This window comes from Bacillus sp. CHD6a, assembly GCF_001293645.1.
In the GTDB taxonomy this organism is placed as follows: domain Bacteria; phylum Bacillota; class Bacilli; order Bacillales; family Bacillaceae_I; genus Sutcliffiella_A.
The window spans coordinates 431498-454478 of record NZ_LBMD01000001.1 but is presented as its reverse complement, the minus strand read 5'-3'; the positions used below and the strand labels follow the sequence as shown (position 1 = coordinate 454478).

Sequence of the window (22981 nt, the reverse complement as noted above, 5' to 3'; positions counted from 1 at the left end):
GCAAGGCCACTAAAAAACTGAAAACCCAAAGTTTTTATGGACTCCTAGCTGGTCATTGGAACAAATGGCATAGACTCCTGAGGGAAATAGCGCTAGGTGGAGACCCCACATGCGTAGCCAAGCCACTGAAAAACTGATGACGTAATGTTTTTTACGATTCCTAGCGGTGGATTGGAGCAAAAGGCGAAGACTCCTGAGGGAGATAGCGCTAGGTGGAGACCCCGCAGGCGTAGCAGAGGAGGCTCCAGCAGCGCCCCTAGGAAAGCGAAGCCATTTGCGGAAATCCACAGCGGTGTTTAGTAAAATTTCAAAATCAAGGTCTTTTTCAGTGGCTTCGGCGTATCCAAGGAGGCTCACGTCAGCCCCTAGGAAAGCGAAGCCTTTCTCTGAAGTCATGCGGCTTAAATAAAAAGGGGTGAATCTTCCATTTCAGAAAGATTCACCCATCAAGTTGGTGTGGGATAGGAGCAAATTTTATACTTTCACGTACATCAATGTACTAAACTGAATAGAAACTGTTATAATGTGTTTGAACACTATAGGTGATTCAGTACTTATATTCTAACCGACAATACAGGTCACTATAAGTAACAAAAATTGTTTAAACGCAGGAGGATTTTGGGATGGAAAGTAAAATTGAGGTTTTGTCAACTGTAACAGTAGAGAATTCATCGGATTTATATAAAATCGTGGATACATTAAACAGAACATTAAAAAGAGAAAACCTTATGTTCGGCTTGGCTTTAGACCAGGAAAATAAAGAAAAAGCTGTATTTACAATATATCGTACATAAAGAAGTGATGAAATGAAAAAATGGATTATTTTTAGCATTATCATGATTGCCATTATCATTTTGTGGCAATTTATCTCTATATACCAAACAGCCATGTCACCAGTAAAAGACCAGATGGAAAAAGGGGTGGCAGTTGCCCAAAAAGGGGCAGAGCTACAAACAGTGGAAGATGTAGCGGCATACAATGGAACAGACTCCTTTGTAATTGTTCATGGAATGGATAGTAAGAAGGAAGAGCTTGTAGTATGGGTCAAAGAAAGCAAGGAAATTGTCCGTACGATGAAAAAGAAGGACGGAATTCCAAGGGAAGATGTTTTGAACTATCTTCAAACGGACAGGGAGCCAAAAGAGATTATTTCCATCTCTCTTGCAATGGAAAAAAACACCCCATTATGGGAAATTAAATATAAAGACATCAATGATCAGTATAATCTGTACTTTATTAAATTTGAAAATGGCGAATATTTTCAACGAATAATCTTTTAATGGTAGCGGGAGGAAGTAAAATGAAATTAGCCAAAAGGGTATCAACGTTAACACCATCCACCACTTTAGAAATCACCGCAAAGGCGAAAGAATTGAAAGACGCTGGCCATGATGTCATTGGTTTAGGTGCAGGAGAGCCTGACTTCAATACACCAGCACATATAATGGATGCTGCAAAAGAGGCGATGGATAAAGGATTTACTAAGTATACGCCATCAGGCGGACTTCCTGCCTTGAAAAAAGAGATCATCCTTAAGCTTGAACGTGATCAGGAGTTAACATATAAACCATCAGAAGTGATTGTTTGTATCGGGGCTAAACATGCGCTGTATACTCTTTTCCAAGTTATACTTGATGAAGGGGACGAAGTGATTATTCCAACTCCTTATTGGGTTAGCTATCCAGAACAAGTAAAGCTTGCTGAAGGTGTACCTGTATATGTAGAAGGGAAAGAAGAAAATCAATTTAAAATTACTGCAGATCAACTGAAAGCCACGATTACTCCTAAAACGAAAGCAGTAGTATTAAACTCTCCAAGCAACCCGACTGGAATGGTTTATACCAAGGAAGAACTAGAAGCGCTTGGGAAAGTATGTTTAGAGCATGATATTCTTATTGTATCAGATGAGATTTATGAAAAACTTCTCTATGCTGGAAACCAACATGTATCCATTGCTCAACTTTCACCAGAATTGAAAGAGCAAACAGTCATCATTAACGGGGTATCCAAATCCCACTCTATGACAGGATGGAGAATCGGTTACGCAGTCGGAAATCAGACCATTATTAGCGCTATGACAAACCTGGCTAGCCATAGTACATCAAACCCTACATCCATTTCACAATATGCGACGATTGCTGCATACCAAGGTCCCCAGGAAGATGTAGAAGTCATGAGACAAGCATTTGAAGAGAGACTAAATATTATATTTGAAAAACTAAATCAAATACCTGGGTTTCATTGCCTTAAGCCACAAGGGGCATTTTATCTTTTCCCAAAAGCCATTGAAGCTGCTAAAATGGCAGGTTTTGAGGATGTAGATAGTTTTGTAAAAGCATTGCTGGAGGAAGAAAAGGTGGCACTTGTCCCTGGTTCAGGATTTGGAGCAGATGATTATGTTCGTCTTTCTTATGCAACAAGTCTGGACTTATTGGAAAGTGCTGTAGAACGAATTGCAAATTATATGGCAAAAGTGGCGGCTAAGTAAAATTACTTAGCCTTCACCTTTTGTAGAATGTATGTAAAATTGTTTGCTTACAATATTACAGGCTTGTATAATAGAGGGTATGTACATAAAAGTGTAAATACATTGCAAGAACATTGCTGGAGGGAATAAAGTAGTGAAAACAACAATATCGGAAGTACATAAACATGTTGGAGAAGAAGTAACCATTGGTGCTTGGATTGCCAACAAAAGATCTAGCGGGAAGATAGCATTCTTACAATTACGTGACGGTTCCGGGTTCATCCAAGGAGTAGTCGTAAAAGCGGAAGTTGAAGAGAATGTATTTCAAGCAGCAAAATCTGTTACTCAAGAAACGTCAGTCTATGTAAAGGGTATCGTGCGTGAGGACGAAAGATCACCTTTTGGATACGAACTTGGTGTAACAGGAGTGGAAGTAATTCACGAAGCTGTTGATTATCCAATCACTCCAAAAAATCACGGTACAGAATTCTTAATGGATAACCGTCATTTATGGTTGCGTTCTAAAAAACAACATGCCATTATGAAGATTCGAAATGAAGTAATTCGTGCGACTTATGAATTCTTTAACGAAAATGGGTTCTCTAAAGTTGATCCTCCAATATTAACAGGTAGTGCTCCTGAAGGAACATCTGAACTGTTTGCTACGAAATACTTTGACGAAGACGCATATCTTTCTCAAAGTGGACAACTTTATATGGAAGCAGCAGCGATGGCGCTGGGTAAAGTATTCTCATTTGGACCGACATTCCGTGCTGAAAAATCTAAAACTAGACGTCACTTGATTGAGTTCTGGATGATTGAGCCTGAGATGGCGTTCTATGAGTTTGAAGACAACCTTGTTGTCCAAGAGCAATATGTTTCTTACATCGTTCAATCGGTAGTGAAAAACTGCAAATTGGAATTAGGCATACTAGATAGAGATGTATCAAAACTTGAAAAAATTCAAGCTCCTTTCCCAAGAATTTCCTACGATGATGCCATTAAATTCTTAAATGAAAAAGGCTTTGATGATATCCAGTGGGGCGATGATTTCGGTGCACCTCATGAGACAGCCATTGCTGAAAGCTATGATATGCCTGTGTTCATTACTCATTATCCAGTTGGAATTAAGCCATTCTACATGCAACCTCATCCTGAGCGCGACGATGTAGTACTATGTGCAGACTTAATTGCACCAGAAGGTTACGGAGAAATCATCGGTGGATCTGAACGTATTCATGATTTTGACCTACTAAAACAACGCTTAGAAGAGCATAATTTGGAGTCAGATGCATACAAGTGGTACTTAGAGCTTCGCCAATACGGCTCCGTGCCTCATTCTGGCTTTGGTCTTGGACTTGAACGTACGGTAGCATGGATTAGTGGAACAGAACACGTTCGTGAAGCAATTCCATTCCCAAGATTACTAAACCGTCTATATCCATAATAAAAACGTTGGTCACCCGCTTTGAAAGCAGGGTGACTGTTTTTTTGAAATATATTACCTATGAAGAATCGGTAGATATTTGTTATACTTATCGGAGAGGTGTCTCAGATGAAAAAAGAACAATTTATTCAATTCATGGAAGAGGGCAACCTGTCCGTTCCTAAATATTTGTTAAACAATTACGTAAATCTTGGGTTAAATGAAAAAGAATTTATCCTTCTTCTACATGTACATTCTTTCGTGGAAAATGGAATTATTTTTCCAACCCCAATGGAAATCGCAGATAAGATGACAATCGACCCCTCAGAATGTATGGAAATCTTGCGTCATCTACTTCAAAAAGGGTATGTATCCATAAGTGATGAAATGGATGAATACTCCATCAAATATGAACGCTATTCTCTCCAACCTCTTTGGGAAAAAATGATTACCTATATGATGGACCAAAATAAGCAAGCTACACAACACTTAAATCAACAACAAGAAATTAATCTTTATACAGTGTTTGAGCAGGAATTTGGAAGACCATTATCGCCGTTTGAGTGTGAGTCTTTGAATATGTGGATGGACCAGGATCACCATGATCCAACCATTATCAAAGCTGCATTAAGAGAGGCTGTTATCTCAGGTAAGTTGAATTTTCGTTATATTGATAGGATCCTTTTTGAATGGAAGAAGAATGGGATAAAGACAATTAATCAAGCTAATGAATATGGTAAAAAGTTTCGTAAAAATCAACAAAAGATAACTTCCGTTCCACCCAATAAATCAGGCAATTCAACTGTTCCATTTTATAACTGGCTTGATTAAAAAAAGGGGACACGTAATGAGGAATTGCGTGTTCCCTTTTTTATCCATTACGAAAGAAAGGCAGGATCTATCCGAATGTTAAATCTTACACAAATAAAGGAAGTAGTAGATGTGATGGGAGAGATGTTTCCTGATGCACATTGCGAACTCAATCATAAAAATCCTTTCGAATTAGTAATTGCAGTCGCGCTGTCAGCTCAGTGTACAGATGCCCTTGTAAATAAAGTAACGAAGAACTTATTTGAAAAATACCAAAAACCCGAGGATTATCTTGCCGTTACACTCGAAGAGTTGCAACAAGATATCCGCTCTATCGGTCTTTATCGAAATAAAGCGAAAAATATTAGAAGTTTATGCCAACTTCTTCTAGAGGAATACAATGGTGTAGTTCCAAAAGACAGGGATGAACTCGTTAAGCTTCCGGGTGTTGGTAGAAAAACAGCAAATGTAGTAGTGTCCGTTGCTTTTGGTGTTCCAGCCATTGCAGTAGATACACATGTAGAACGAGTTAGTAAGCGGTTAGGTATCTGTAAATGGAAAGATAGCGTATTAGAAGTAGAAAAAACGTTGATGAGAAAAATTCCTAAGGACAAATGGTCTGACACGCATCACCGTCTTATTTTCTTTGGGAGGTATCATTGTAAAGCACAGAATCCTCAATGTGAGAGCTGTCCTTTACTTGAATTGTGCAGAGAAGGTAAGAAGAGAATGAAGAAGAAGGTGGGCTAATGAAGATACCAGAAAGTTTTCTTCATCCCCATTTTTACTCAAATCAAGACAACATTTCTATAAAAACTTATGATTTGAAAGATATCATAGCAGTTCCATTTAAGTTTGATATCGCATACTACATGGGAGCAGCGCCAGATCAATTGCCTTGGGAGATGACAAGTGATTCGATACCAGATATCCTCACTAGTTGGAGAGAGAAAGAAATTCTACTAAACTCTCTTCATGAAACAAGGGATAGAAAGGAAGCAAGGAAACAAATACTGCTACCAATTGCATGGTATCTACAATTGTTATTTTGGATGAATGGGCAACCTGTAAGAGGTTTGACTGGTTGGAAAAAAGAAGTGGGCAGGTTGCAATGGAAGCCGGTAAATGTGGAGGAGAGGCTGGAATTTGTCATAAAAAAACCTGAGATGTATCATTCATTTATTCAACTTCAACAACTTTATACAGAAAGCGCCAAGTTGTTTTATAAAATGAAGGCGTTAGAGAAGAAGTAATCTAGAGAATACTAAAAAGGGCTACCCTCGCAGGTAGCCCTTTAGCTTAATCATTGTCTTCTTCCGAGTTATTTCTTTGTCCATTTCTGTTTGTGTTGCTTTGTGTATTAGCATTATCAGACTCATCCCCGTCGCCAGGAGGCTCTTCTCCATCTCCTGGAGGTTCTTCTTCCCCATCCCCAGGTGGTTCTTCGCCGTCACCAGGAGGCTCTTCACCGTCGCCAGGAGGCTCTTCGCCATCGCCAGGAGGCTCTTCCTCATCCCCAGGAGGGTTTGGTATCTCAGGAATAATACTTTCATCCTCTTCAACCAATTCAGGAATTGTTATTGTCTGCGTTGCTGCATCACTTCTATTTTCATTGTTTTCATCCTGTACTGCAAAAATTTCAAAGGTGAAGGTAGCACCTGGATCTGGTGATTCCACAACCAAACCTAAATCTTTTGTTTCAGTGAGAGGTTGAGGGGAACCTTCATTGACAGCTACGTTAATTGTAAATGTCACACCTTCTAATCGTTCCTCAGGGTATTTCCAATTCAAATTGATAACATTTGCTTCTTCGTCATACTTTGCAGTGAAACCAGACGGACTAGGTAGCTTATCATATTCTTTGGAAACCTTTGTTGGTTCTGTTCCTTTTACAAAATATTCATTAGTAATTTGGTCAGTTGGAGTGAACTGACTTGCTTTTAATGGCGGATTTGATCCTTTTTCAATTGCAACACGGACAACACTGTTAGGAACAGGGAAATCTGCTTTATCTTCATTTGTTGTAGAGATGTTCTCCATTAATTGCTTAAAGATTATTCGAGATAGATACTGATCTTGGTTTACGCCGTCAATTGGTCGCAGATAATTATCTGTTCCAGTTCTTCTGAATCCAGTCCATACTGCGGCCGTATATGTTGGTGTATACCCAGCAAACCAAGTGCTTGGTACACCACCTTTAGGTATGCCATATTCTGCAATTGTTTCATCAGAGAAGTTTGTTGTCCCTGATTTACCTGCAATATTCAATCCAGGAACATTTGCAGCAGTTGCTAATCCGCTTCTTACGGATGTTTTAAGCATATCCGTAATCATGAATGCTGTGGAGTCTTTCATTACCACTTCAGATTCTTTATTCAGGTTAACGCTAGTTCCATCCTGGAAGACGACTTTCGTCACTGCGAATGGTTCGGTATATACACCGCCACTTCCGAATGAACTGTATGCTCCTGCCATTTGAAGCGGCGAAATACCGTTTGTAAATCCTCCAATTGCATACGCTTCATTAATTTCTTCTTCAAGAGGGATGCCTAATTTAACTGCAAAATCTCTTGCTTTGTCCAAACCAACTTCTTGAAGGGCCTTTAATGCCGGGATGTTACGAGAGTCGGCTATATGTTGTCTCATGCTAAGGTAACCTTTATGCTTGTTGTCCCAGTTATTAATCTCAGTACCAGAAGAATAACTATAAGGTTCATCATTAATTTGATGATAGGTGGACCAATCAAAGTACTCTATTGCAGGAGCATAATCGAGAATTGGCTTAATCGCAGACGCTGGTTGGACCCTAATGTCTGTAGCGTAATTGGTTCCAGTCTTCATATGATTTCTACCACCGCCAATGGCTCGAATTTCACCACTTTGTGTATCAATTAAGGCGATACCTGCTTGGTAGTCTTCATTTTCTAAATGCGGGATGCCACTTTCATCTGATAAAATGTATTCCACTTGTTCTTGTGCATTTACATCAAGAGTGGTGTAAATCTCAAGTCCATCTGCTTGAGGGTCTACATCTCCTAATTGATCGGAGATTTCTTCTATTACACGATCAATAAACGCATTGTATTTATTTGAGTAATTCGTTTTCTCTACATCATCTGTTAGTGTAGAGTCTACCGGAATTGCTCTTGCTTCATCGGCTTCTTCTTCTGTTATTTTCCCATGCTTCACCATAAGCGTCAGTACAATATTACGACGCTGTTTAGCATTTTCAGGATTTGTAACAGGGTTATAATTGTTAGGACTTTGTGGGAGCCCAGCGAGCATCGCTGCCTCATGCAATTCTAACTCGTCTAGAGATTTTCCATAATAATTTTTTGCAGCATTGGATATTCCATATGCATAATTTGAGAAATAGATACGATTTAAATACATTTCCAGGATTTCGTCTTTTGTGAAACGGGATTCTAATTGATAAGCCAAATAGAATTCCTGTGCTTTTCTCTTTAAGGTTTTATCAGTTGATAAAAATGATAATTTTACTAGCTGTTGAGTAATGGTACTACCACCTTCAGCACCGAATCCTCTTGTTACGTTAGCGAGAACTGCTCCAGCCAAACGTCTGTAATCTACACCATTATGCTCATAAAATCGAACATCCTCTGTAGCCAAAAAGGCATCTTTTACAAGGTCAGGAATTTCATCCGACTCTACATATTCCCTAGCTTCGTGTCCGCCTATTTCAGCAGCCAACTCACCGTCCATTCCATAAACTTTGGACGGTACAGGGACTTTAAGTAGCGTTTCGTCCAAAGGTGGAGTGCTTTGGACATAGTAAGCAAATGTGCCAATACCTGTAATTAATCCTACAAGTCCTATAATAAGTGCGGATAAAAATATTTTCTTGAAAAGCCCTTTTTTGGGTCCTTTCTTTTTTGTGCCGGATTTAGCACTTCGTTCTTCTTCCATCGCTTTACGTCTTTGCTCTCTGGATTGATACTTTTCAGTCATGTTTCAGACCTGCCTTTCTTCACACTTACAGTAATTCCGGGGTTATTAATAATACATGTCTATTATTTTGAGGTAATCGATTCTAGGCTGATATCCTTGAGGAATAAAGTAGCCGTCTTGTTCTATTTCTTGTTTTGTAATAGACTTTCTTTCACCGGATTCTTTCCTTTCCCAATAATGAAATAATTTTTCTGCCGGAAGCAGAAATACTTCATTATAAAGACGGAACATTAATATGACGAAACAGATTCCATTTTGTTTCACAACTTGTCTCATATGTTGAATTTGATGTTCATGAAAGTTTTGGAGAGGGAAGGAAGTTTTGTTCTTCGTTTCCTTTGCCTCAAAATCAATATACCTTCCTTTGTATACTCCGTTAAAATCTGTTGTAGAGGCTTGTTTGAAGTAGGCTTCTTTGATAACGGCAGCACTTCTTTTAGGATAATGCACATCAACTATCTGAATTGGTGTCGGTTTTTTATGAACAACAGCAATTCCTTGGTGGAGATAATACAAATTGGAATCATGGAGATCATCTTCTAAACTCATTCCTCTATTGCCATACAATGTTGGACCAGTCTTTTTGGAAGGTGAACTGCTGTTTGCCTGAAATACTTTACCATTTGGGTATCGTATAGTCATAAATTTCCCCCTCTAGACTAAAACTAATCTTATATTAGAAAAAAACGTCATCTTTTTGTAAACTTTGTCACTTTTTGTTGGAAAGGAGGAGGATATGTACATGAAACATAGTATTCTTTATTCGAAAATAGAAGAAAGAAGATTGACATACAAGTACTCCTTTCAAGAAAATAATTTTATCACTACTATTCAAAAAAATACAGCGAAATACAATGCTGACAATATTTCTAGGACAAAAGCCTATATGAATTATTATTATAGAAATAAAGAGATTCGATGGGCCTTTTTGGCTAGCATGGTTTCACGAAATGCTGGCTGGAATATGACGGACTTGGAAGGAAAATGGTTCAAGCTTGCTTTAGATTGGCGGAAAAGATATCCCATTTTTTTGACTTACGAATTAGCTAACTGGATGATCTTCCATGATGCCTATCCACAATTATTACTATATGAATTGTCCAAGAAATATAACAAACCTCTATTTCATTTATTAAAAGAGTTCCGTGTTTCTTGTTTTATGGAAGCAGAATGGCAATATTTTTGGGAGGAAAGGGATATAAGTAGGTTAATGACTTCCCTCATTATTAACGAACAAAATCTTATTCAAGAACCTGTTCTTCAAAACAAAAAGTTGAAAAGAAAGGTCTTTGGAACAAGTGTATATGCCTTTCAAGATCTAGGTCATTTTAGTTGTGTCATTTTTCCAACACTTAAAGGAAAATTGTATGGATATTCTGTGCATGGATTTCAAAAGCTCGATAATAGAATTAATTTAGGAAAGAGATTGGCAGATCTTTTGTTTGATGGGACTTTTTCTGATTCATTTTTGAACTTTTCGCAGAAAACAGAACCTACAGGATCAAGATATGACTATGAGCAGTATTTACATAATGGGCTTTTTCGCGAAACTCCTGTTCTTAGAGCAGTATATCCAGTGGTACCACATCAGCCCTTTCTACAGGACGACTGGGTATTTAGGGAGGCAAAACATCTTTCTAAATGGAAGGAAAGGGTAAACACAGAGAGAAAGGAGACAGAGGTAACAAAGTGGTTTATTCATAAACAACATCAATTGCATAGCATAATTGCTTTAAAAAGGTGGTTATAACGTATAAAAACAGCTCCTGTGCAGGAGCTGTTTTTTGAATGGAAGGAAATCAGGTAGAAGGACGGTTTGGTCCTTTTAATTTTTTATCTTCTTGGCCAGGTGCGCTTTCCACTTGGTTTTTACGTTGTTGCTGATTTTTCTTTTGTTTAGACATTGTTAAAACCTCCTTTAATAATTTTTTTACCATCTTATTTTTTACAAATTAGTAAGCAATCATGCGAAAGATAGGAGGTGTTTTTGCAAATAAACACTTTCTTTGACGAAATGCTTCTAGTTTTGTCACACAGGAAGGGAGTAATAGATAAACGGAGAAATTATAAACTAACAAAGTATGGAGGGGATTTGTATGTCCAATGTAGTTGTTTCAAGAAATGAGATTGCGGACTTGTTCAATGAAATGATGCTTCAAATGGATGTATTGGAGGAGACGATGTCAAATTCACTTAAAATAGAGCGAGAAGAAATGGAAGAAGTCATGAAACATCAAATTAGAAGGCTGCATGTCACACTAGATGAAGTGGAAAAAGTGATGGGGGAGCAAAGGCTTTTAAAAATACACTCTCCAAAAACAATTGACTTTAGGCAGAGTGCTTACTCTGTTTAAGAAGATATGGTAATGTATTGCTAGAGGTGAAAAAAGATGTCTGGCAATGAAAATAGCGTAAGGGAATTAACGTCACAAATTTTGATGGAATTGGACAGGATAGAAGCAAACTTTATTGAAGTGAAAGCTAGTCAAGAGGAACCTGATTTTTTTCAAACAGTAAAACCGTATGCGGATCAGGTTTTCGCGACTGTAGAACAGTGGGAGAGTATGGCTAAAAACTGGATTATTTCAGATAAACCCAAATATATACACGTCCAACAAATAGACAGCACGGTTGAAAATATCAACATGGTAGCTGTGCAATGCTTTTATCCCGATACCCGTGAAAAACGTTTTAAAGGCATGTTACAGTCTATACGCTACGTATTGAATGATACAATAGCCAAAAATATGGAATGAAATCAGCCTGATCGGTAAAAGATCAGGCTGGTTTATTTTTATTGATCTTTCTCTGCTTTGTTCGTTACTGGACGTTCCTCAGCAGTAGCCACAGGCTCGATTGCGTATTCCACTTTTTCGAATACCTTTCTTTCAGCTGGCTTTGCCCCTACAGTAGGTTCATGTCCTTTTTTCTTATGGTTAAAGTTTTTTCCTCTACTCATCTATATATCCCTCCTTTGTTATCCTACTTAGCTTTCCACATTGCACTTGTCATTACGCAATAAAGTTAAAAAAAAGAGACCCATAAAAGGCCTCTTATGAATAATGCATATTATGTTACTTCTAAAATGTCTTCAAACGTATTTGGTGGAACAGCACCTTTTGATTCGAGCTCTCTAATTACATTTCTAAACTGACCAATTGTTAATTCCCCTCTAAGGTACAGCTGTCGGGCAAAATCCATTAATTCATTATGCTCCATCGGTTCATAGGTCCTACAACTAATAAATTTATGACGCAATTCTTCAAGTACCAATCCAAATCCCCCCTTTGAAGTTAGTTTCATCATAGCATGCAAACTAAATTTTTCTTGTTTTTGAAAAAATGAAACTTCCGACAAATTGGGACAAAAATGGTGTATTGTGGCAAGACTTATAGCGCTTTTATTGCAAAGTGGAATAGGCACCTTTCCTGGTCTTTTTCATACTTTATTTATAGCTAGAAAAGAGGAGGGGTTCGAATGTTTAGGAGAATGTACGCGAGGCCTAGACATTTATCACATAATAGGAATATGAATATGTTAAGTCAGCTTCCTTTCTTAAATAATTTACTGCCATATTCCGGCAGCGGATCTATGCAAGGGATGTATCCACAGCAGGTAATGAACGGAGGATGGGTGACCCAACAAGGGATGTCTCCTGACTTTATGAATGGTATACCATTTTCAGGAACTAGCACACAAAATTCGACGTTTCCTTTTAACATGATGAACAATATGAGTCAGAATGGATTCCCACAAACTATGCCTTCGGGGGGCAGTATGGGGCAAAATGGCTTCATCCAAGGCGTGCCTTTTAATGCAATGGGTCAGAATGGATACCCTCAAGGCTTTCCACAACAGGGTGGAGGACCTGGTGGTAATTTTATGCCCAATCAAATGAATATGCCATTTATGAATCCCTATCCTACCCAGGGACAATCAACTAAACCTCAAACCTCCCAGGTAAACTCCTTTATGAATCAGTTTAAAGGGCAGGACGGAAATGTGGATATGAAGAAAATGATGGACACAGCCGGTCAAATGATGAACACAGTTAATCAACTAAATAATATGTTCAAAGGTCTAGCAGCAACATTTAAAGCATAATGAAAGATGCCTTCCACTAGAGGGCATCTTATTTTGATATATGTAAGACCACGTGTTCTTCATCTATAAAAAAGCCGTCTACATATAGGGCTTCTCTCTCATATCCAAAAGTTTTAAATCCATAGCTTTCATACAATTTTTTGGCAGAGGTATTAGTCGCAGCCACGGTTAATTGAATCTGTCTTAATCCTGGTATGTTTTTCGCTTTAATTAGTGTATCTCTAAGCATCTGCTTGCTAAAGCCTTGACCTCTATAATCCTCTGAGATATATACGCCCCATATAAATCCTTTATGTTTGAACTTAATCTTGTCTTCTCGTTTAAATCCAATCATACCAATGAGAATACCCTTATCAAATAAACCATAAATAAAGGATTCTTGATTTTCTGGAATACGATTTCTGATGTCACATAAAGATCTATTTTGTTCTTCCTCATAGCTGGAAGCGAAGGAGGAAGGTTCTTTTAATAACGATTCTACACTCAATCGTCTATATTGTTCTGCATCATTTTTATTCAACACACACATCTTCACTCTCATCCCCCCTGCATTGTAAGAAGGAGAGAAAGTTCTCTCCTTACATTACTTATGGTAATCGCCTTTTGGGTCTTGTTCAAAAAAGTAGTTGTCCAATTTTTCTTCTTCCTGATGGTTTAGGGAGGAGCTGTAATATGGATTTTCTTCTTTTTGCTCTTTATCAAGGTTGGTTTTTATTACAAGTGATGGCGAAGTGGATGGACTTGCATATACTTTTTTATACTGTTTGCTCATCTTGTACACCTCCTATTGGTTATCTTGTGTACTGGAGGTGGATTTATGTGATTTTGTAATTGGACTTTTATTTCCATTCATAATATCTTTAATTCCAACCAAGCTATAGAGGTAGGTAGTTAATTTTTATTTAGGGAGGCATATTGATGACGAATAGAAATGATAATAGAGAACGTAAGAATAAATATCCTAATAATCAGCATCAGCAAGAGGTTTCTAAGGAATTGGCAACCATCCAGATGGATTCTACTCCTGAAGAGAATGCAAAGTACGGATCTAAATCGCATAAAAACTAAAACAAAAGCAGTCACTTATATGGGTGACTGCTTTTGTTGTTATTGAGAATATCAAAAATGCATTTAACCGTTGATTGCCGTTCCAGTTGCTTCGCTTTCCATGGGCGGTCCGGAAGCCTCCTCACTCCGTTGGAGGCCACTGAAAAAGCCTTGATTTTAGTATTTTTATAAACACCCCTGTTGATTTCCGCAAATGGCTTCGCTTTCCTAGGGGCTGACGTGAGCCTCCCTCGGCTACGCCGAAGCCACTGAAAAAGACATTGATTTTGAAATTTCACTAAACACCGCTGTTGATTTCCGCAAATGGCTTCGCTTTCCTAGGGGCACTGCTGGAGCCTCCTCGGCTACGCCTGACGGGTCTCCACCTAGCGCTAACTCCCTCAGGAGTCTTCGCCTTTTGCTCCAATCACCAGCTAGGAATCACAAAAAAATTTACGTTAACAGTTTTTCAGTCGCATCGCTACGCCTGCCGGGTCTCCACCTAGCGCTATCTCCCTCAGGACAAGGAAGGCTTCGGCAGCGATTCATCGCACTGCGAAAATGCGTAGCATTTTCGCAGTGTGTAGACAAAGCTAAAAATAGTGAAATTCTCTAGTTGATCGCAGTGGAAGGAGCGAAGACTCCTGCGGGAGGAAAGGACATGGAAGACCCCGCAGGGCGTAGCCCGAGGAGGCTTCCGGACTGCCCGCGGAAAGCGAAGCTCCTGCAACGGAGATCAACTCTTCCAACAGATAACCTAACTAGTTTATAGTTTGTCGACAGTCTGAGAAAATGCGTAGCATTTTCGAGGAGTCTTCGCCTTTTGGGGAAAGGAACAGCGGCGATTAGCTATCAACTAAAATTTATGGAATTTCCCTATGCTATCAATCATCAATTTTAATTTGTTTGATGTTTTTCTTTGGTATGCGAATTTGGAGTAGACCGTCTCGGTAGTTGGCTTGAAGGGCATGCAATTTTACATATGCTGGGACAGGTATGGTCCGTTTTTGGTGCTTCATGGAATAGCTGTTGCTTACAAAAGAACTCGATTCATCAATTGTTTCGACCTGTTCTTCATTTTTAACTCCGATGGTTAAGTATCGATCAAATGTCTCAATGGTTATTTGTTCTTTTTTAATTCCAGGTAGTTTACATATAACGATAAACTCGCCAGTTGTTTCTCGTGTTTCCACTGGTAATGTAGCATCTGTAAATGCATGGCCAAAGAAATTATCCATTTGCTGAAGCATCCCTTTTATTGGTGAGTTGCTGAAAAATGTATCAATAGAATTCATGATATTGTTTTGAGGGAGATTCTTGTTTGGAAGCTTACCTTTTTCGTCTTTCATGGTAGGACTCCTTTCGTGCTCTTTATCATTACTATATAGAAATGGGCTTAGTCGGGTTACTGAATTTAGAGGTTCTATTATTGCAGATTTTGCAATTGATAAATCCTTTAGAAAAATGCATTTTCTCTAACTTTATGCTATAATATATTGGAAGAGATTGTATGACGAGGATGCTTTTTTTATTTTTTTCTTATTTTTTCCTTGTATAATGGCATACTAAGAGTATATTAGTGAGGATAAACTGCGCCCCACCTCAAAAGATAGGAGAGTGGTACAATGGCTTTTGGAAGAAGAGAAGTAGAAGAAATCGTTACCGAGGAAACGAAAATATGGGTTTGTGAATCAGAGGATTGCAATGGGTGGATGAGAGATAATTTTAAGAACAGCGAAAGCGACATCCCAACTTGTCCTCTTTGCAACAGCGGCATGACACAATCTACCAAAGTGCTAGCAGTCATCAATAACTATAGTCAAAATCAGAAGATGTAATATACCAAAATAGAAAAACCAAGCGCCCTCCAAGTGCTTGGTTTTTCTTTTTGGACTTTACGAACCGAACGCTTATTCGCTAAAATAGAGAGTAGAGAATGAGGTGAATGGTAATGAAATGGAGAAAAACAATATATGAAGTGATTGATTGGATGAAAAGTGAGGAATCAATAGCAAAAAATATTGTACATTGGGAAACAGTTCCACCAAAAGAAGCACAAACTGTCCCGTTTCCGGCTCAAATAGATGAACGTTTGTTGAAATCATTAACCGAAAGAGGAATCAATTCTTTGTATACCCACCAGGCTGCAGCATTCAAAGCTGCAATCAATAAAAAACATTTTGTAGCGGTTACCCCGACTGCTTCAGGAAAGACCTTATGTTATAACTTGCCGGTGCTTCAAAAAATTGTGCAAAACCATGATGCAAGAGCACTGTATTTGTTCCCGACAAAAGCACTTGCGCAGGATCAGAAGAGTGAATTAAATGAAATCATTACGCAAATGGGTGTGCCTATCAACAGTTATACATATGATGGAGACACTGCCCCTACTATCAGGCAAAAGATAAGAAAAGCAGGGCATGTAGTGATAACGAATCCAGATATGCTACATTCAGCAATCCTCCCTCATCATACTAAATGGGTTTCACTATTTGAAAATCTGGAATATATCGTAATAGATGAATTGCATACGTATCGAGGTGTATTTGGGAGTCATGTAGCTAATGTTATTAGAAGGTTAAAAAGGATTTGTAATTTTTATGGAAGTAACCCTACGTTTATATGTACTTCTGCAACGATAGCCAATCCGAAAGAACTAGCTCAGGAGCTTACTGGGGAAGATTTCGAACTAATTAATAATAACGGTGCTCCATCCAGTAAAAAGCATATCGTTTTTTACAATCCACCTATCGTAAATAAGCCGCTGAATATTAGGAGAAGTGCAACGCTAGAGGTAAGAAAGCTGGCTGCAGAGTTTCTTCAAGAAAAAATTCAGACTATCGTTTTCGCAAAAAGCAGGGTACGTGTTGAAATTCTATTAACATACCTTAAAGAGCTAGTCAAAAATCAACTCGGAGAAAAATCTATCCAAGGGTACAGGGGAGGGTATCTTCCGACCCAGCGAAGGGCAATTGAAAAAGGCTTAAGAAACGGGGAAATTTATGGAGTAATTAGTACTAACGCATTGGAACTTGGAGTGGACATCGGGCAATTACAAGTTTGTATCATGACAGGATACCCGGGAACAATTGCAAGTGCTTGGCAGCAGGCTGGCAGAGCTGGGCGAAGACAGGGAGAGGCAGTAATTGTCATGGTTGCCAGCTCCAATCCATTAGATCAATATGTCATCCAACATCCGGAATTTTTCCTAAAAAGCAATCCAGAGTCAGCCAGGATTAATCCAAACAATCTCGTAATACTAGTCGATCATATTAAGTGTGCTGCCTATGAGTTACCGTTTAAAAAAGGCGATACCTTTGATGGAGTGGAGCTTGAGGATATTTTGGATTACTTGGCAGAAGAAAGAGTACTTCACGAGAATGTAGGGAAATTTCATTGGATGAATGATGCTTTCCCGGCACATAACATCAGCTTACGTTCAGCTTCACAGGAAAATGTCATTATTATTGACCAATCATCAGAACCTGCTAATAAAGTGATTGGGGAAATGGATCGTTTCAGTTCTATGACGCTTCTCCATGATGAAGCAATCTACTTGCACCAAGGAGTTCAATATCAAGTAGAGAAACTTGACTGGGAAGAAAAGAAAGCATTTGTAAGAGAAGTAAATGTCGATTATTTTACCGATGCAAATCTTGCTGTTTCCCTTGATGTACTTGAGGTGGACAAACAGACCGATTATCAAGCAGGCACCATATCGTTTGGAGATGTTTCGGTCCGGGCGATGGCAACTATATTTAAAAAGATAAAGTTTGAAACGCACGAAAACATCGGTTCAGGACCAATCTATCTTCCAGAAGAAGAACTTCAGACAAGTGCAACGTGGATTACTCTTGAAGAAGATATTACAGACCGACTTAAAGGAGATGACCTGGAAAAAAGTCTCTTGGGTATCTCTCACGCACTTAAACACGTAATTCCATTATTATTAATGTGTGAACCGATGGATATGCAAGTGGTTCCTCAAGTCAAATCCACACACGACGAAAAACCTGTTATTTATTTTTATGACCGTTATCCTGGAGGAGTCGGGTTAAGTGAAAAGGCGTATGATTATATAAGTGAGCTGCTTACAAGTGCGAGTGAACTAATTGGCAATTGCCCTTGCCGTTCAGGATGTCCATCTTGCATTGGTGCGGATTATCCTGATGAAGATTCGAAAGAACTGGCACTCTCTCTACTACAACAACTTGTATAAAGGGGGAAAGCATATGCGCATGAAAAATAAATTAAATAGAATGAAAAAGCATCTCACGAGTAATTCAAAAGAAATGCCTGTGGAACGCAAGGATGAAGGAATACAGAACCTGTTGAATTCAGATTCATCCCTTGCCGATATCCCTAACTTAGAAGAATGGGAAAGCTATGGGGTAAAACCATACTTTGCAAATGGTGAGTACTGCCTTATACGAGAAGTAGAGTATGATTTAAATTACAAGCACGGGAAGTACAGGTTAGGAGATTTATTGCCCATTATGGATAAGTGGCAAAAATCAGGTGTAGAGCATCCATTGTCTGCAAAAGGGCATCAGGCAGTTGATCTCTTTTTCTTTGATACAGAAACAACCGGGTTAAGTGGAGGGACAGGCACAACTATTTTTTTGCTAGGATATGCTAGAGTACTAAGAGATAGAGTGATTGTTAGACAACACCTTTTACCTGGGCCGGGAAATGAGGTTGCCCTTTACCAAAGCTTCCTTGAAGAAGTCGATTACACGACACTTGTAACATATAATGGCAAGGCATTCGACTGGCCTCAAGTTAAAACACGGCACACCCTTATTAGAGAACATGTCCCGAAACTTCCTGCCTTTGGACATTATGATCTGTTACACGCTTCAAGAAGACTTTGGAAGAAAAAATTAGAGTCAGTAAGACTTGCAAATGTAGAGAAAGAGATCCTAGGAATTGAGCGGAAAGATGATATCCCTGGGTTTTTGGCACCGATGATTTACTTTGATTTTGTAAAAACAAACGAGATGCAAGGGATAAAGGGAGTGATGAAACATAATGAATGGGATGTGCTAACTCTCATTACATTGTATGCACATCTCTCTGCACTCCTTTTGGTGGATAACAAAGATAGAGATAAAGTGGAAGAGTACGAAATAGGACGATGGTATGACAGATTGGGAGAGAAGGAAGCAGCTAAAGCATTATATAACAATATTTCCGACACTTCACATGAAGCCACCTTTCATTTAGGGTTATTAAAAAAAAGGGAACAGAACTATCAAGAGGCAAAAATACATTTCCAGAAGTGCTTTGAGGATGAAAATAATAACTGCAAGGAAATGGCGGGCATAGAAATCGCTAAAATACTGGAACATAAAGAGAAAGACTACACCCTTGCTTTATTCTATACAGAAAAATCGTTGGAGTTTTTTCAGTCTGCAAATAAAAAAAAACCTAAAAATATCGGTTCTATTTTAGCTGATTTTGAAAAAAGAATTAATCGGCTTAAAAATAAATCAAGAAATTAAAAATATTTTCACATTTCGTCTAAATTTCTGCAAAACATATATTGTCAACGTGCTTTTTACCATGTAAAATTAACTATTGTTAATGCCAAAATTACTATTAGATATATGGGAGAGAGAGCACGTTGTCTAGATTTATCTTATGTTTGTTTTTTGTTGTTATCGGTCTTACGTTATTTGGTCTTTCCAATTTAAAGGATAATATCTACACGATTTTACTATAAAAATGGTAAGCAAATGTATATAAATTAAGAAAATAGGTGTTTGTATTAGTACATGTATCTCACTTCTTTCATAGTTTGTTAATGTAAAGAGAAAAACAAATTGAAAGGAGATTGAAAGTATGTACAACTGCAGACCTAACATGATGGCACCTATTGTCCATCCTACAAAATGTTGTGTAAAAAATCTTTATTCTACTACTGAGGTTCCTCACATCCATCCTTCTCACACAACATATGTAAACAACCAACAGTACCAACACAAACACTATTTCCCGCAAACAGATTCCATGGTAGATTCTGTGTCACACCAACACTTCAATTGTGGGCCTGGAGGTCCTGGAATGGGTGGAGCACCTGGAATGGGTGGTCAACCTGGTCAAGTGATGGGAGCACAAACTGGCCCTGGAAATGGTCAAGTAATGGGTGCACAAACCAACGCTGGATATGGTCAAATGGGAATGCCTGGTCAAGTGATGGGAGCACAACAAGGTCCTGGAATGGGACAAATGGGACCTGGCGGAATGCCTGGTCAATGTAAGCATTATGGCTATGGAAGATAAGCAAGCGAGTGTAAACTTGCTTTTGTTTGATAAATGACGAAAAGAACTGGCTTCAAGTCAGTTCTTTTTCGATTACATATTGATGTATGACTTGCGCTTTTCTTGCTTTCTATTTATTATTTTAAGTAGAGGTGCTTATGAAAGTATTAGTAATTTCAGGGTATAAACCCCAGGAGCTGCAAATATTCAAAAAGAACGATCCTGCTGTACACTTTATTAAAAAAGCGATACAGAAGCGCTTGACTGCTTTACTAGAAGAGCATAATGAGTTAGAATGGGTTGTTATTAGTGGGCAGTTAGGCGTGGAACTTTGGGCTGCAGAAGTTGTTTATGCTCTGCAAACAGATTTTCCTATGCTAAAACTTGCCGTGTTTACCCCATTTTTGGAACAAGAAGAAAAATGGAGTGAACAAAATAAGGAGTATTACGAATCTATTTTGTCGCAAGCTAATCATATTGACTCCATTACCAAAAAGAAATATGAATCCCCACTTCAACTTCGATTGAAAAACCAATTTGTTGTGGATAAGTCCGACGCACTATTGGTGCTATATGATGAAGAGGGGCCGGGTAGTCCTCAATATTTGATTGACATTGCCCGTAAGAAATCAGCTCAGACAAATTATCCTATATATATGATTGACAGCTACGAACTTCAGCTGGTTGTTGAAGAAGAGCAGTACAATAGCAATCAAGAGTGGTAAGAATGAAATAGAGAAATTGAGAAGTGACCCATTATTACTATTAATACTAATATAAAATGGGCACTCGCATAGAGGTGAGGAACTTATGCTATCAGATAAAATTAAGTTAACGTCAAAAGAAATTCTAGAAAAAGAGTTCAAATCAGGCATGAGAGGTTATAAAGCAGAAGATGTGGACAAATTTTTAGACGTTGTGATAAAAGACTATGAAACCTTTTATCAAGAATATGACTTGCTTGTTCAAGAAAACGCAAGACTGAAACGTCAAGTGGAAGAAGCAGGCAAAAAACCACAACCATCCAATACTAACAGCGGATCTACTAATTTTGATATCCTAAGAAGATTATCAAACCTAGAAAAGCATGTATTCGGAAGTAAGTTATACGACTGACATTAATTTACAGTTGCAATTATTACTCAAATTTACTATACTATATTTTGCTGACATCAATAGTGATTGGGTAACCGCTACAGTTTCGGCTGTAGAGGAAAGTCCATGCTCGCACAGGCTGAGATGCCTGTAGTGTTCGTGCCTAGCGAAAAAATAAGCTAGGGTAGCTTGGTTTTCGGACGAAGCTAACGGCAGGGAACGCACCTAAGTCTTTATAGATATGGTGTTAATACCTTGAAAGTGCCACAGTGACGTAGTCTTACAAGAAATTGTAAGAGTGGAACGAGGTAAACCCCTCGAGCGAGAAACCCAAATAATGGTAGGGGCACCTTCTCTAAGGAATCCAACGATGAGAGGGACAGATACTTTAAAGTTTCTGTAGACAGATGGTTACCACCTGCGTACAAGGAGCGATCCGTTTGCAGTACAAAGGAACAGAACATGGCTTACAGATCACTATTGATTGAATGTCACATCCAACTATGATTATGTAACATAAGCTCTCCTGTTGCCAGGAGAGCTTTATTTGATAGATGGGATATGGGATAGAGAATGTGTGATAATAATACATAAGAGAATTTGAATATTAGTTAGGGTGAATAATACTATGACAGACTACACATTAATTGCAACCGCAGCAATGGGATTAGAATCTCTTGTTGCTAAGGAAGTAAGAGACTTAGGTTATGAGTGTACGGTTGATAACGGAAAAGTTATTTTTAAAGGAGATGCAATGGCAATTTGCCGCGCGAATCTTTGGTTACGTACTGCCGACAGAATCAAGGTGGTGGTAGGAGAATTTAGAGCGACTTCTTTTGAGGAACTTTTTGAAAAAACTAAAGCCTTACCTTGGGGAGAATATTTACCTGAAGATGCCGAATTCCCTGTTATCGGAAAATCAGTAAAATCCAAGCTCTTTAGTGTTCCGGATTGCCAAGCCATCGTAAAAAAGGCAGTAGTGGAAAAAATGAAATCGCATTATAACATTCAGTCAGCATGGCTAGAAGAGAAAGGGGCAGTCTACAAAATTGAGGTTGCTTTGTTAAAAGATGTTGCTCAGATCACCATTGACGCCTCTGGAATTGGCTTACATAAACGAGGGTATCGTGCAGATCAAGGCGAAGCACCACTAAAAGAGACATTGGCAGCTGCTTTGGTCATGCTAACGAACTGGTACCCAGATAAGCCATTTGTAGACCCTTTTTGCGGTTCAGGTACAATCCCTATTGAAGCTGCTTTGATTGGACAAAACATTGCACCAGGATTTAATCGTGACTTTGTTTCAGAAGACTGGCATTGGATCGGAGATGATCTTTGGAAACAGGCACGAGAAGAAATGGAAGATAAGGCTAACTACGACCAGCCGTTAGACATTGCAGGATATGATATAGATCACCGCATGATATCTATAGCTAAAGAAAACGCATTTGAAGCGGGACTGGGAGAACTAATTGACTTTAAACAAATGCAAGTTAGGGACTTTACCACAAGAAAAGAATATGGTGTCATTATCGGAAATCCTCCTTATGGAGAGCGACTTGGTGAACGACCGGAAGTGGAGAAGATGTATAGGGAAATGGGGAAAGCTTTCTCTGAACTTGATACTTGGTCGGTTTATATGCTCACATCCCATGAAGGATTTGAAAGCTTTTATGGAAAAAAAGCAACCAAGAAACGTAAATTATTTAATGGATTTATTAAAACCGATTTCTATCAATACTGGGGCAAGCGTCCGCCTAGAAAAGGGTAAATGACGTTTATCAGCACCTGTCACAGGG

The 22981-nt window shown here is 38.6% G+C and carries 27 protein-coding genes and 1 other RNA gene; 20 read left to right on the top strand and 8 right to left on the bottom strand.

The features are described 5' to 3' along the window. Positions 1-623: 623 nt before the first annotated feature. The 7 genes from AAV98_RS19820 (at position 624) to AAV98_RS02280 (ending at position 5956) form a co-directional block, all read left to right on the top strand. Positions 624-794, top strand: coding sequence for a YpmA family protein (locus AAV98_RS19820; protein ID WP_082380732.1), 171 nt, complete (start codon positions 624-626; stop codon positions 792-794). A 12-nt stretch (positions 795-806) separates the two neighbouring features. Beyond that, on the top strand, positions 807-1280 hold the full coding sequence (locus tag AAV98_RS02305) for a cell wall elongation regulator TseB-like domain-containing protein (RefSeq protein WP_060663930.1): 474 nt from the start codon (positions 807-809) through the stop codon (positions 1278-1280). Between the two features lie 20 nt (positions 1281-1300). Beyond that, positions 1301-2488, top strand: coding sequence for a pyridoxal phosphate-dependent aminotransferase (locus AAV98_RS02300; RefSeq protein ID WP_060663929.1), 1188 nt, complete (start codon positions 1301-1303; stop codon positions 2486-2488). 133 nt (positions 2489-2621) lie between these two features. Continuing rightward, positions 2622-3914: an asparagine--tRNA ligase gene (asnS, locus tag AAV98_RS02295; protein WP_060663928.1), complete on the top strand. Its 1293-nt coding sequence runs from the start codon at positions 2622-2624 to the stop codon at positions 3912-3914. A gap of 108 nt (positions 3915-4022) precedes the next feature. Further along, complete coding sequence (locus tag AAV98_RS02290) at positions 4023-4724, top strand: DnaD domain-containing protein (protein WP_060663927.1); 702 nt, start codon at positions 4023-4025, stop codon at positions 4722-4724. Positions 4725-4799: 75 nt separating this feature from the next. Then, positions 4800-5453, top strand: coding sequence for an endonuclease III (nth, locus tag AAV98_RS02285; RefSeq protein WP_060663926.1), 654 nt, complete (start codon positions 4800-4802; stop codon positions 5451-5453). Beyond that, complete coding sequence (locus tag AAV98_RS02280; protein ID WP_060663925.1) at positions 5453-5956, top strand: YpoC family protein; 504 nt, start codon at positions 5453-5455, stop codon at positions 5954-5956. The genes nth and AAV98_RS02280 overlap by 1 nt, the downstream gene beginning before the upstream one ends. Positions 5957-6002: 46 nt before the next feature. On the opposite strand, the gene AAV98_RS02275 is transcribed toward AAV98_RS02280, so the two are convergent. Both AAV98_RS02275 and recU read right to left on the bottom strand, forming a co-directional pair. Then, the gene (locus tag AAV98_RS02275; RefSeq protein ID WP_060663924.1) at positions 6003-8672 is read right to left on the bottom strand and encodes a transglycosylase domain-containing protein; all 2670 of its coding nucleotides are present in this window, start codon (positions 8670-8672) and stop codon (positions 6003-6005) included. A 45-nt stretch (positions 8673-8717) separates the two neighbouring features. After that, the gene (gene recU / locus AAV98_RS02270; protein ID WP_060663923.1) at positions 8718-9314 is read right to left on the bottom strand and encodes a Holliday junction resolvase RecU; all 597 of its coding nucleotides are present in this window, start codon (positions 9312-9314) and stop codon (positions 8718-8720) included. A gap of 100 nt (positions 9315-9414) precedes the next feature. Here recU and AAV98_RS02265 point away from each other — a divergent pair, with 100 nt between their 5' ends. After that, positions 9415-10422 (top strand): DUF2515 family protein, encoded by a 1008-nt coding sequence (locus AAV98_RS02265; RefSeq protein ID WP_156317561.1) that lies wholly within the window; start codon positions 9415-9417, stop codon positions 10420-10422. Positions 10423-10471: 49 nt separating this feature from the next. Here the strand turns inward: AAV98_RS02265 and AAV98_RS20490 are convergent, their stop codons facing one another. Continuing rightward, positions 10472-10576 carry a hypothetical protein gene (locus AAV98_RS20490; protein WP_010193728.1) on the bottom strand — a complete coding sequence of 35 codons (105 nt, stop codon included), beginning with the start codon at positions 10574-10576 and terminating at the stop codon, positions 10472-10474. Positions 10577-10768: 192 nt separating this feature from the next. On the opposite strand from AAV98_RS20490, the gene AAV98_RS02260 reads away from it, so the two are divergent. After that, positions 10769-11026 carry a hypothetical protein gene (locus tag AAV98_RS02260; RefSeq protein ID WP_060663921.1) on the top strand — a complete coding sequence of 86 codons (258 nt, stop codon included), beginning with the start codon at positions 10769-10771 and terminating at the stop codon, positions 11024-11026. Positions 11027-11062: 36 nt separating this feature from the next. After that, positions 11063-11428: a YppE family protein gene (locus AAV98_RS02255; RefSeq protein WP_060663920.1), complete on the top strand. Its 366-nt coding sequence runs from the start codon at positions 11063-11065 to the stop codon at positions 11426-11428. Between the two features lie 38 nt (positions 11429-11466). On the opposite strand, the gene AAV98_RS20485 is transcribed toward AAV98_RS02255, so the two are convergent. After that, positions 11467-11631: a hypothetical protein gene (locus AAV98_RS20485; protein WP_197284210.1), complete on the bottom strand. Its 165-nt coding sequence runs from the start codon at positions 11629-11631 to the stop codon at positions 11467-11469. A 110-nt stretch (positions 11632-11741) separates the two neighbouring features. Next, the gene (yppF, locus tag AAV98_RS02250; RefSeq protein WP_060663919.1) at positions 11742-11945 is read right to left on the bottom strand and encodes a YppF family protein; all 204 of its coding nucleotides are present in this window, start codon (positions 11943-11945) and stop codon (positions 11742-11744) included. A gap of 204 nt (positions 11946-12149) precedes the next feature. Here yppF and AAV98_RS02245 point away from each other — a divergent pair, with 204 nt between their 5' ends. Continuing rightward, entirely contained in the window at positions 12150-12776 is a 627-nt protein-coding gene (locus tag AAV98_RS02245; RefSeq protein WP_060663918.1) for a YppG family protein, read from the top strand. Between the two features lie 28 nt (positions 12777-12804). On the opposite strand, the gene AAV98_RS02240 is transcribed toward AAV98_RS02245, so the two are convergent. Next, complete coding sequence (locus AAV98_RS02240; protein ID WP_231687677.1) at positions 12805-13305, bottom strand: GNAT family N-acetyltransferase; 501 nt, start codon at positions 13303-13305, stop codon at positions 12805-12807. A gap of 54 nt (positions 13306-13359) precedes the next feature. Then, positions 13360-13548 carry a hypothetical protein gene (locus AAV98_RS02235; protein WP_010193734.1) on the bottom strand — a complete coding sequence of 63 codons (189 nt, stop codon included), beginning with the start codon at positions 13546-13548 and terminating at the stop codon, positions 13360-13362. 146 nt (positions 13549-13694) lie between these two features. Here AAV98_RS02235 and AAV98_RS20480 point away from each other — a divergent pair, with 146 nt between their 5' ends. Continuing rightward, on the top strand, positions 13695-13844 hold the full coding sequence (locus AAV98_RS20480; protein ID WP_197284209.1) for a hypothetical protein: 150 nt from the start codon (positions 13695-13697) through the stop codon (positions 13842-13844). A gap of 863 nt (positions 13845-14707) precedes the next feature. Here AAV98_RS20480 and AAV98_RS02230 read toward each other — a convergent pair. Continuing rightward, positions 14708-15172 carry an Hsp20/alpha crystallin family protein gene (locus tag AAV98_RS02230; RefSeq protein WP_060663916.1) on the bottom strand — a complete coding sequence of 155 codons (465 nt, stop codon included), beginning with the start codon at positions 15170-15172 and terminating at the stop codon, positions 14708-14710. A 276-nt stretch (positions 15173-15448) separates the two neighbouring features. Here AAV98_RS02230 and AAV98_RS02225 point away from each other — a divergent pair, with 276 nt between their 5' ends. The 8 genes from AAV98_RS02225 (at position 15449) to AAV98_RS02190 (ending at position 22953) form a co-directional block, all read left to right on the top strand. After that, positions 15449-15661 (top strand): cold-inducible protein YdjO-related protein, encoded by a 213-nt coding sequence (locus tag AAV98_RS02225; RefSeq protein ID WP_060663915.1) that lies wholly within the window; start codon positions 15449-15451, stop codon positions 15659-15661. Between the two features lie 113 nt (positions 15662-15774). Then, complete coding sequence (locus AAV98_RS02220; protein ID WP_060663914.1) at positions 15775-18042, top strand: DEAD/DEAH box helicase; 2268 nt, start codon at positions 15775-15777, stop codon at positions 18040-18042. Positions 18043-18055: 13 nt separating this feature from the next. After that, positions 18056-19327 (top strand): ribonuclease H-like domain-containing protein, encoded by a 1272-nt coding sequence (locus tag AAV98_RS02215; protein WP_060663913.1) that lies wholly within the window; start codon positions 18056-18058, stop codon positions 19325-19327. Between the two features lie 340 nt (positions 19328-19667). Then, positions 19668-20108, top strand: coding sequence for a spore coat protein (locus AAV98_RS19815; protein WP_082380730.1), 441 nt, complete (start codon positions 19668-19670; stop codon positions 20106-20108). A 137-nt stretch (positions 20109-20245) separates the two neighbouring features. Continuing rightward, positions 20246-20812: a DUF1273 domain-containing protein gene (locus AAV98_RS02205; protein WP_060663912.1), complete on the top strand. Its 567-nt coding sequence runs from the start codon at positions 20246-20248 to the stop codon at positions 20810-20812. Positions 20813-20897: 85 nt separating this feature from the next. Beyond that, positions 20898-21203, top strand: a complete 306-nt coding sequence (gpsB, locus tag AAV98_RS02200; RefSeq protein WP_010193744.1) for a cell division regulator GpsB — start codon at positions 20898-20900, stop codon at positions 21201-21203. 62 nt (positions 21204-21265) lie between these two features. Continuing rightward, positions 21266-21657: RNase P RNA component class B (rnpB, locus tag AAV98_RS02195), an RNA gene on the top strand. A gap of 153 nt (positions 21658-21810) precedes the next feature. After that, positions 21811-22953, top strand: a complete 1143-nt coding sequence (locus tag AAV98_RS02190) for a THUMP domain-containing class I SAM-dependent RNA methyltransferase (RefSeq protein ID WP_060663911.1) — start codon at positions 21811-21813, stop codon at positions 22951-22953. The last annotated feature ends 28 nt before the right edge of the window (positions 22954-22981 follow it).

Excerpts from the sequence above, each read along its gene's own strand:
- recU (WP_060663923.1), bottom strand. The coding sequence starts at position 9,314 with ATGACTATACGATACCCAAATGGTAAAGTATTTCAGGCAAACAGCAGT.
- AAV98_RS02305 (WP_060663930.1), top strand. The coding sequence starts at position 807 with ATGAAAAAATGGATTATTTTTAGCATTATCATGATTGCCATTATCATT.
- AAV98_RS02300 (WP_060663929.1), top strand. The coding sequence starts at position 1,301 with ATGAAATTAGCCAAAAGGGTATCAACGTTAACACCATCCACCACTTTA.
- AAV98_RS02275 (WP_060663924.1), bottom strand. The coding sequence starts at position 8,672 with ATGACTGAAAAGTATCAATCCAGAGAGCAAAGACGTAAAGCGATGGAA.
- gpsB (WP_010193744.1), top strand. The coding sequence starts at position 20,898 with ATGCTATCAGATAAAATTAAGTTAACGTCAAAAGAAATTCTAGAAAAA.
- AAV98_RS19815 (WP_082380730.1), top strand. The coding sequence starts at position 19,668 with ATGTACAACTGCAGACCTAACATGATGGCACCTATTGTCCATCCTACA.
- AAV98_RS02280 (WP_060663925.1), top strand. The coding sequence starts at position 5,453 with ATGAAGATACCAGAAAGTTTTCTTCATCCCCATTTTTACTCAAATCAA.
- AAV98_RS02260 (WP_060663921.1), top strand. The coding sequence starts at position 10,769 with ATGTCCAATGTAGTTGTTTCAAGAAATGAGATTGCGGACTTGTTCAAT.
- AAV98_RS02190 (WP_060663911.1), top strand. The coding sequence starts at position 21,811 with ATGACAGACTACACATTAATTGCAACCGCAGCAATGGGATTAGAATCT.
- AAV98_RS02245 (WP_060663918.1), top strand. The coding sequence starts at position 12,150 with ATGTTTAGGAGAATGTACGCGAGGCCTAGACATTTATCACATAATAGG.
- AAV98_RS02240 (WP_231687677.1), bottom strand. The coding sequence starts at position 13,305 with ATGTGTGTGTTGAATAAAAATGATGCAGAACAATATAGACGATTGAGT.
- AAV98_RS20490 (WP_010193728.1), bottom strand. The coding sequence starts at position 10,576 with ATGTCTAAACAAAAGAAAAATCAGCAACAACGTAAAAACCAAGTGGAA.
- AAV98_RS20480 (WP_197284209.1), top strand. The coding sequence starts at position 13,695 with ATGACGAATAGAAATGATAATAGAGAACGTAAGAATAAATATCCTAAT.
- AAV98_RS02215 (WP_060663913.1), top strand. The coding sequence starts at position 18,056 with ATGCGCATGAAAAATAAATTAAATAGAATGAAAAAGCATCTCACGAGT.
- AAV98_RS02205 (WP_060663912.1), top strand. The coding sequence starts at position 20,246 with ATGAAAGTATTAGTAATTTCAGGGTATAAACCCCAGGAGCTGCAAATA.
- AAV98_RS02290 (WP_060663927.1), top strand. The coding sequence starts at position 4,023 with ATGAAAAAAGAACAATTTATTCAATTCATGGAAGAGGGCAACCTGTCC.
- AAV98_RS02225 (WP_060663915.1), top strand. The coding sequence starts at position 15,449 with ATGGCTTTTGGAAGAAGAGAAGTAGAAGAAATCGTTACCGAGGAAACG.
- AAV98_RS02230 (WP_060663916.1), bottom strand. The coding sequence starts at position 15,172 with ATGAAAGACGAAAAAGGTAAGCTTCCAAACAAGAATCTCCCTCAAAAC.
- AAV98_RS02235 (WP_010193734.1), bottom strand. The coding sequence starts at position 13,548 with ATGAGCAAACAGTATAAAAAAGTATATGCAAGTCCATCCACTTCGCCA.
- AAV98_RS02265 (WP_156317561.1), top strand. The coding sequence starts at position 9,415 with ATGAAACATAGTATTCTTTATTCGAAAATAGAAGAAAGAAGATTGACA.
- nth (WP_060663926.1), top strand. The coding sequence starts at position 4,800 with ATGTTAAATCTTACACAAATAAAGGAAGTAGTAGATGTGATGGGAGAG.
- AAV98_RS20485 (WP_197284210.1), bottom strand. The coding sequence starts at position 11,631 with ATGAGTAGAGGAAAAAACTTTAACCATAAGAAAAAAGGACATGAACCT.
- AAV98_RS02220 (WP_060663914.1), top strand. The coding sequence starts at position 15,775 with ATGAAATGGAGAAAAACAATATATGAAGTGATTGATTGGATGAAAAGT.
- AAV98_RS19820 (WP_082380732.1), top strand. The coding sequence starts at position 624 with ATGGAAAGTAAAATTGAGGTTTTGTCAACTGTAACAGTAGAGAATTCA.
- AAV98_RS02255 (WP_060663920.1), top strand. The coding sequence starts at position 11,063 with ATGTCTGGCAATGAAAATAGCGTAAGGGAATTAACGTCACAAATTTTG.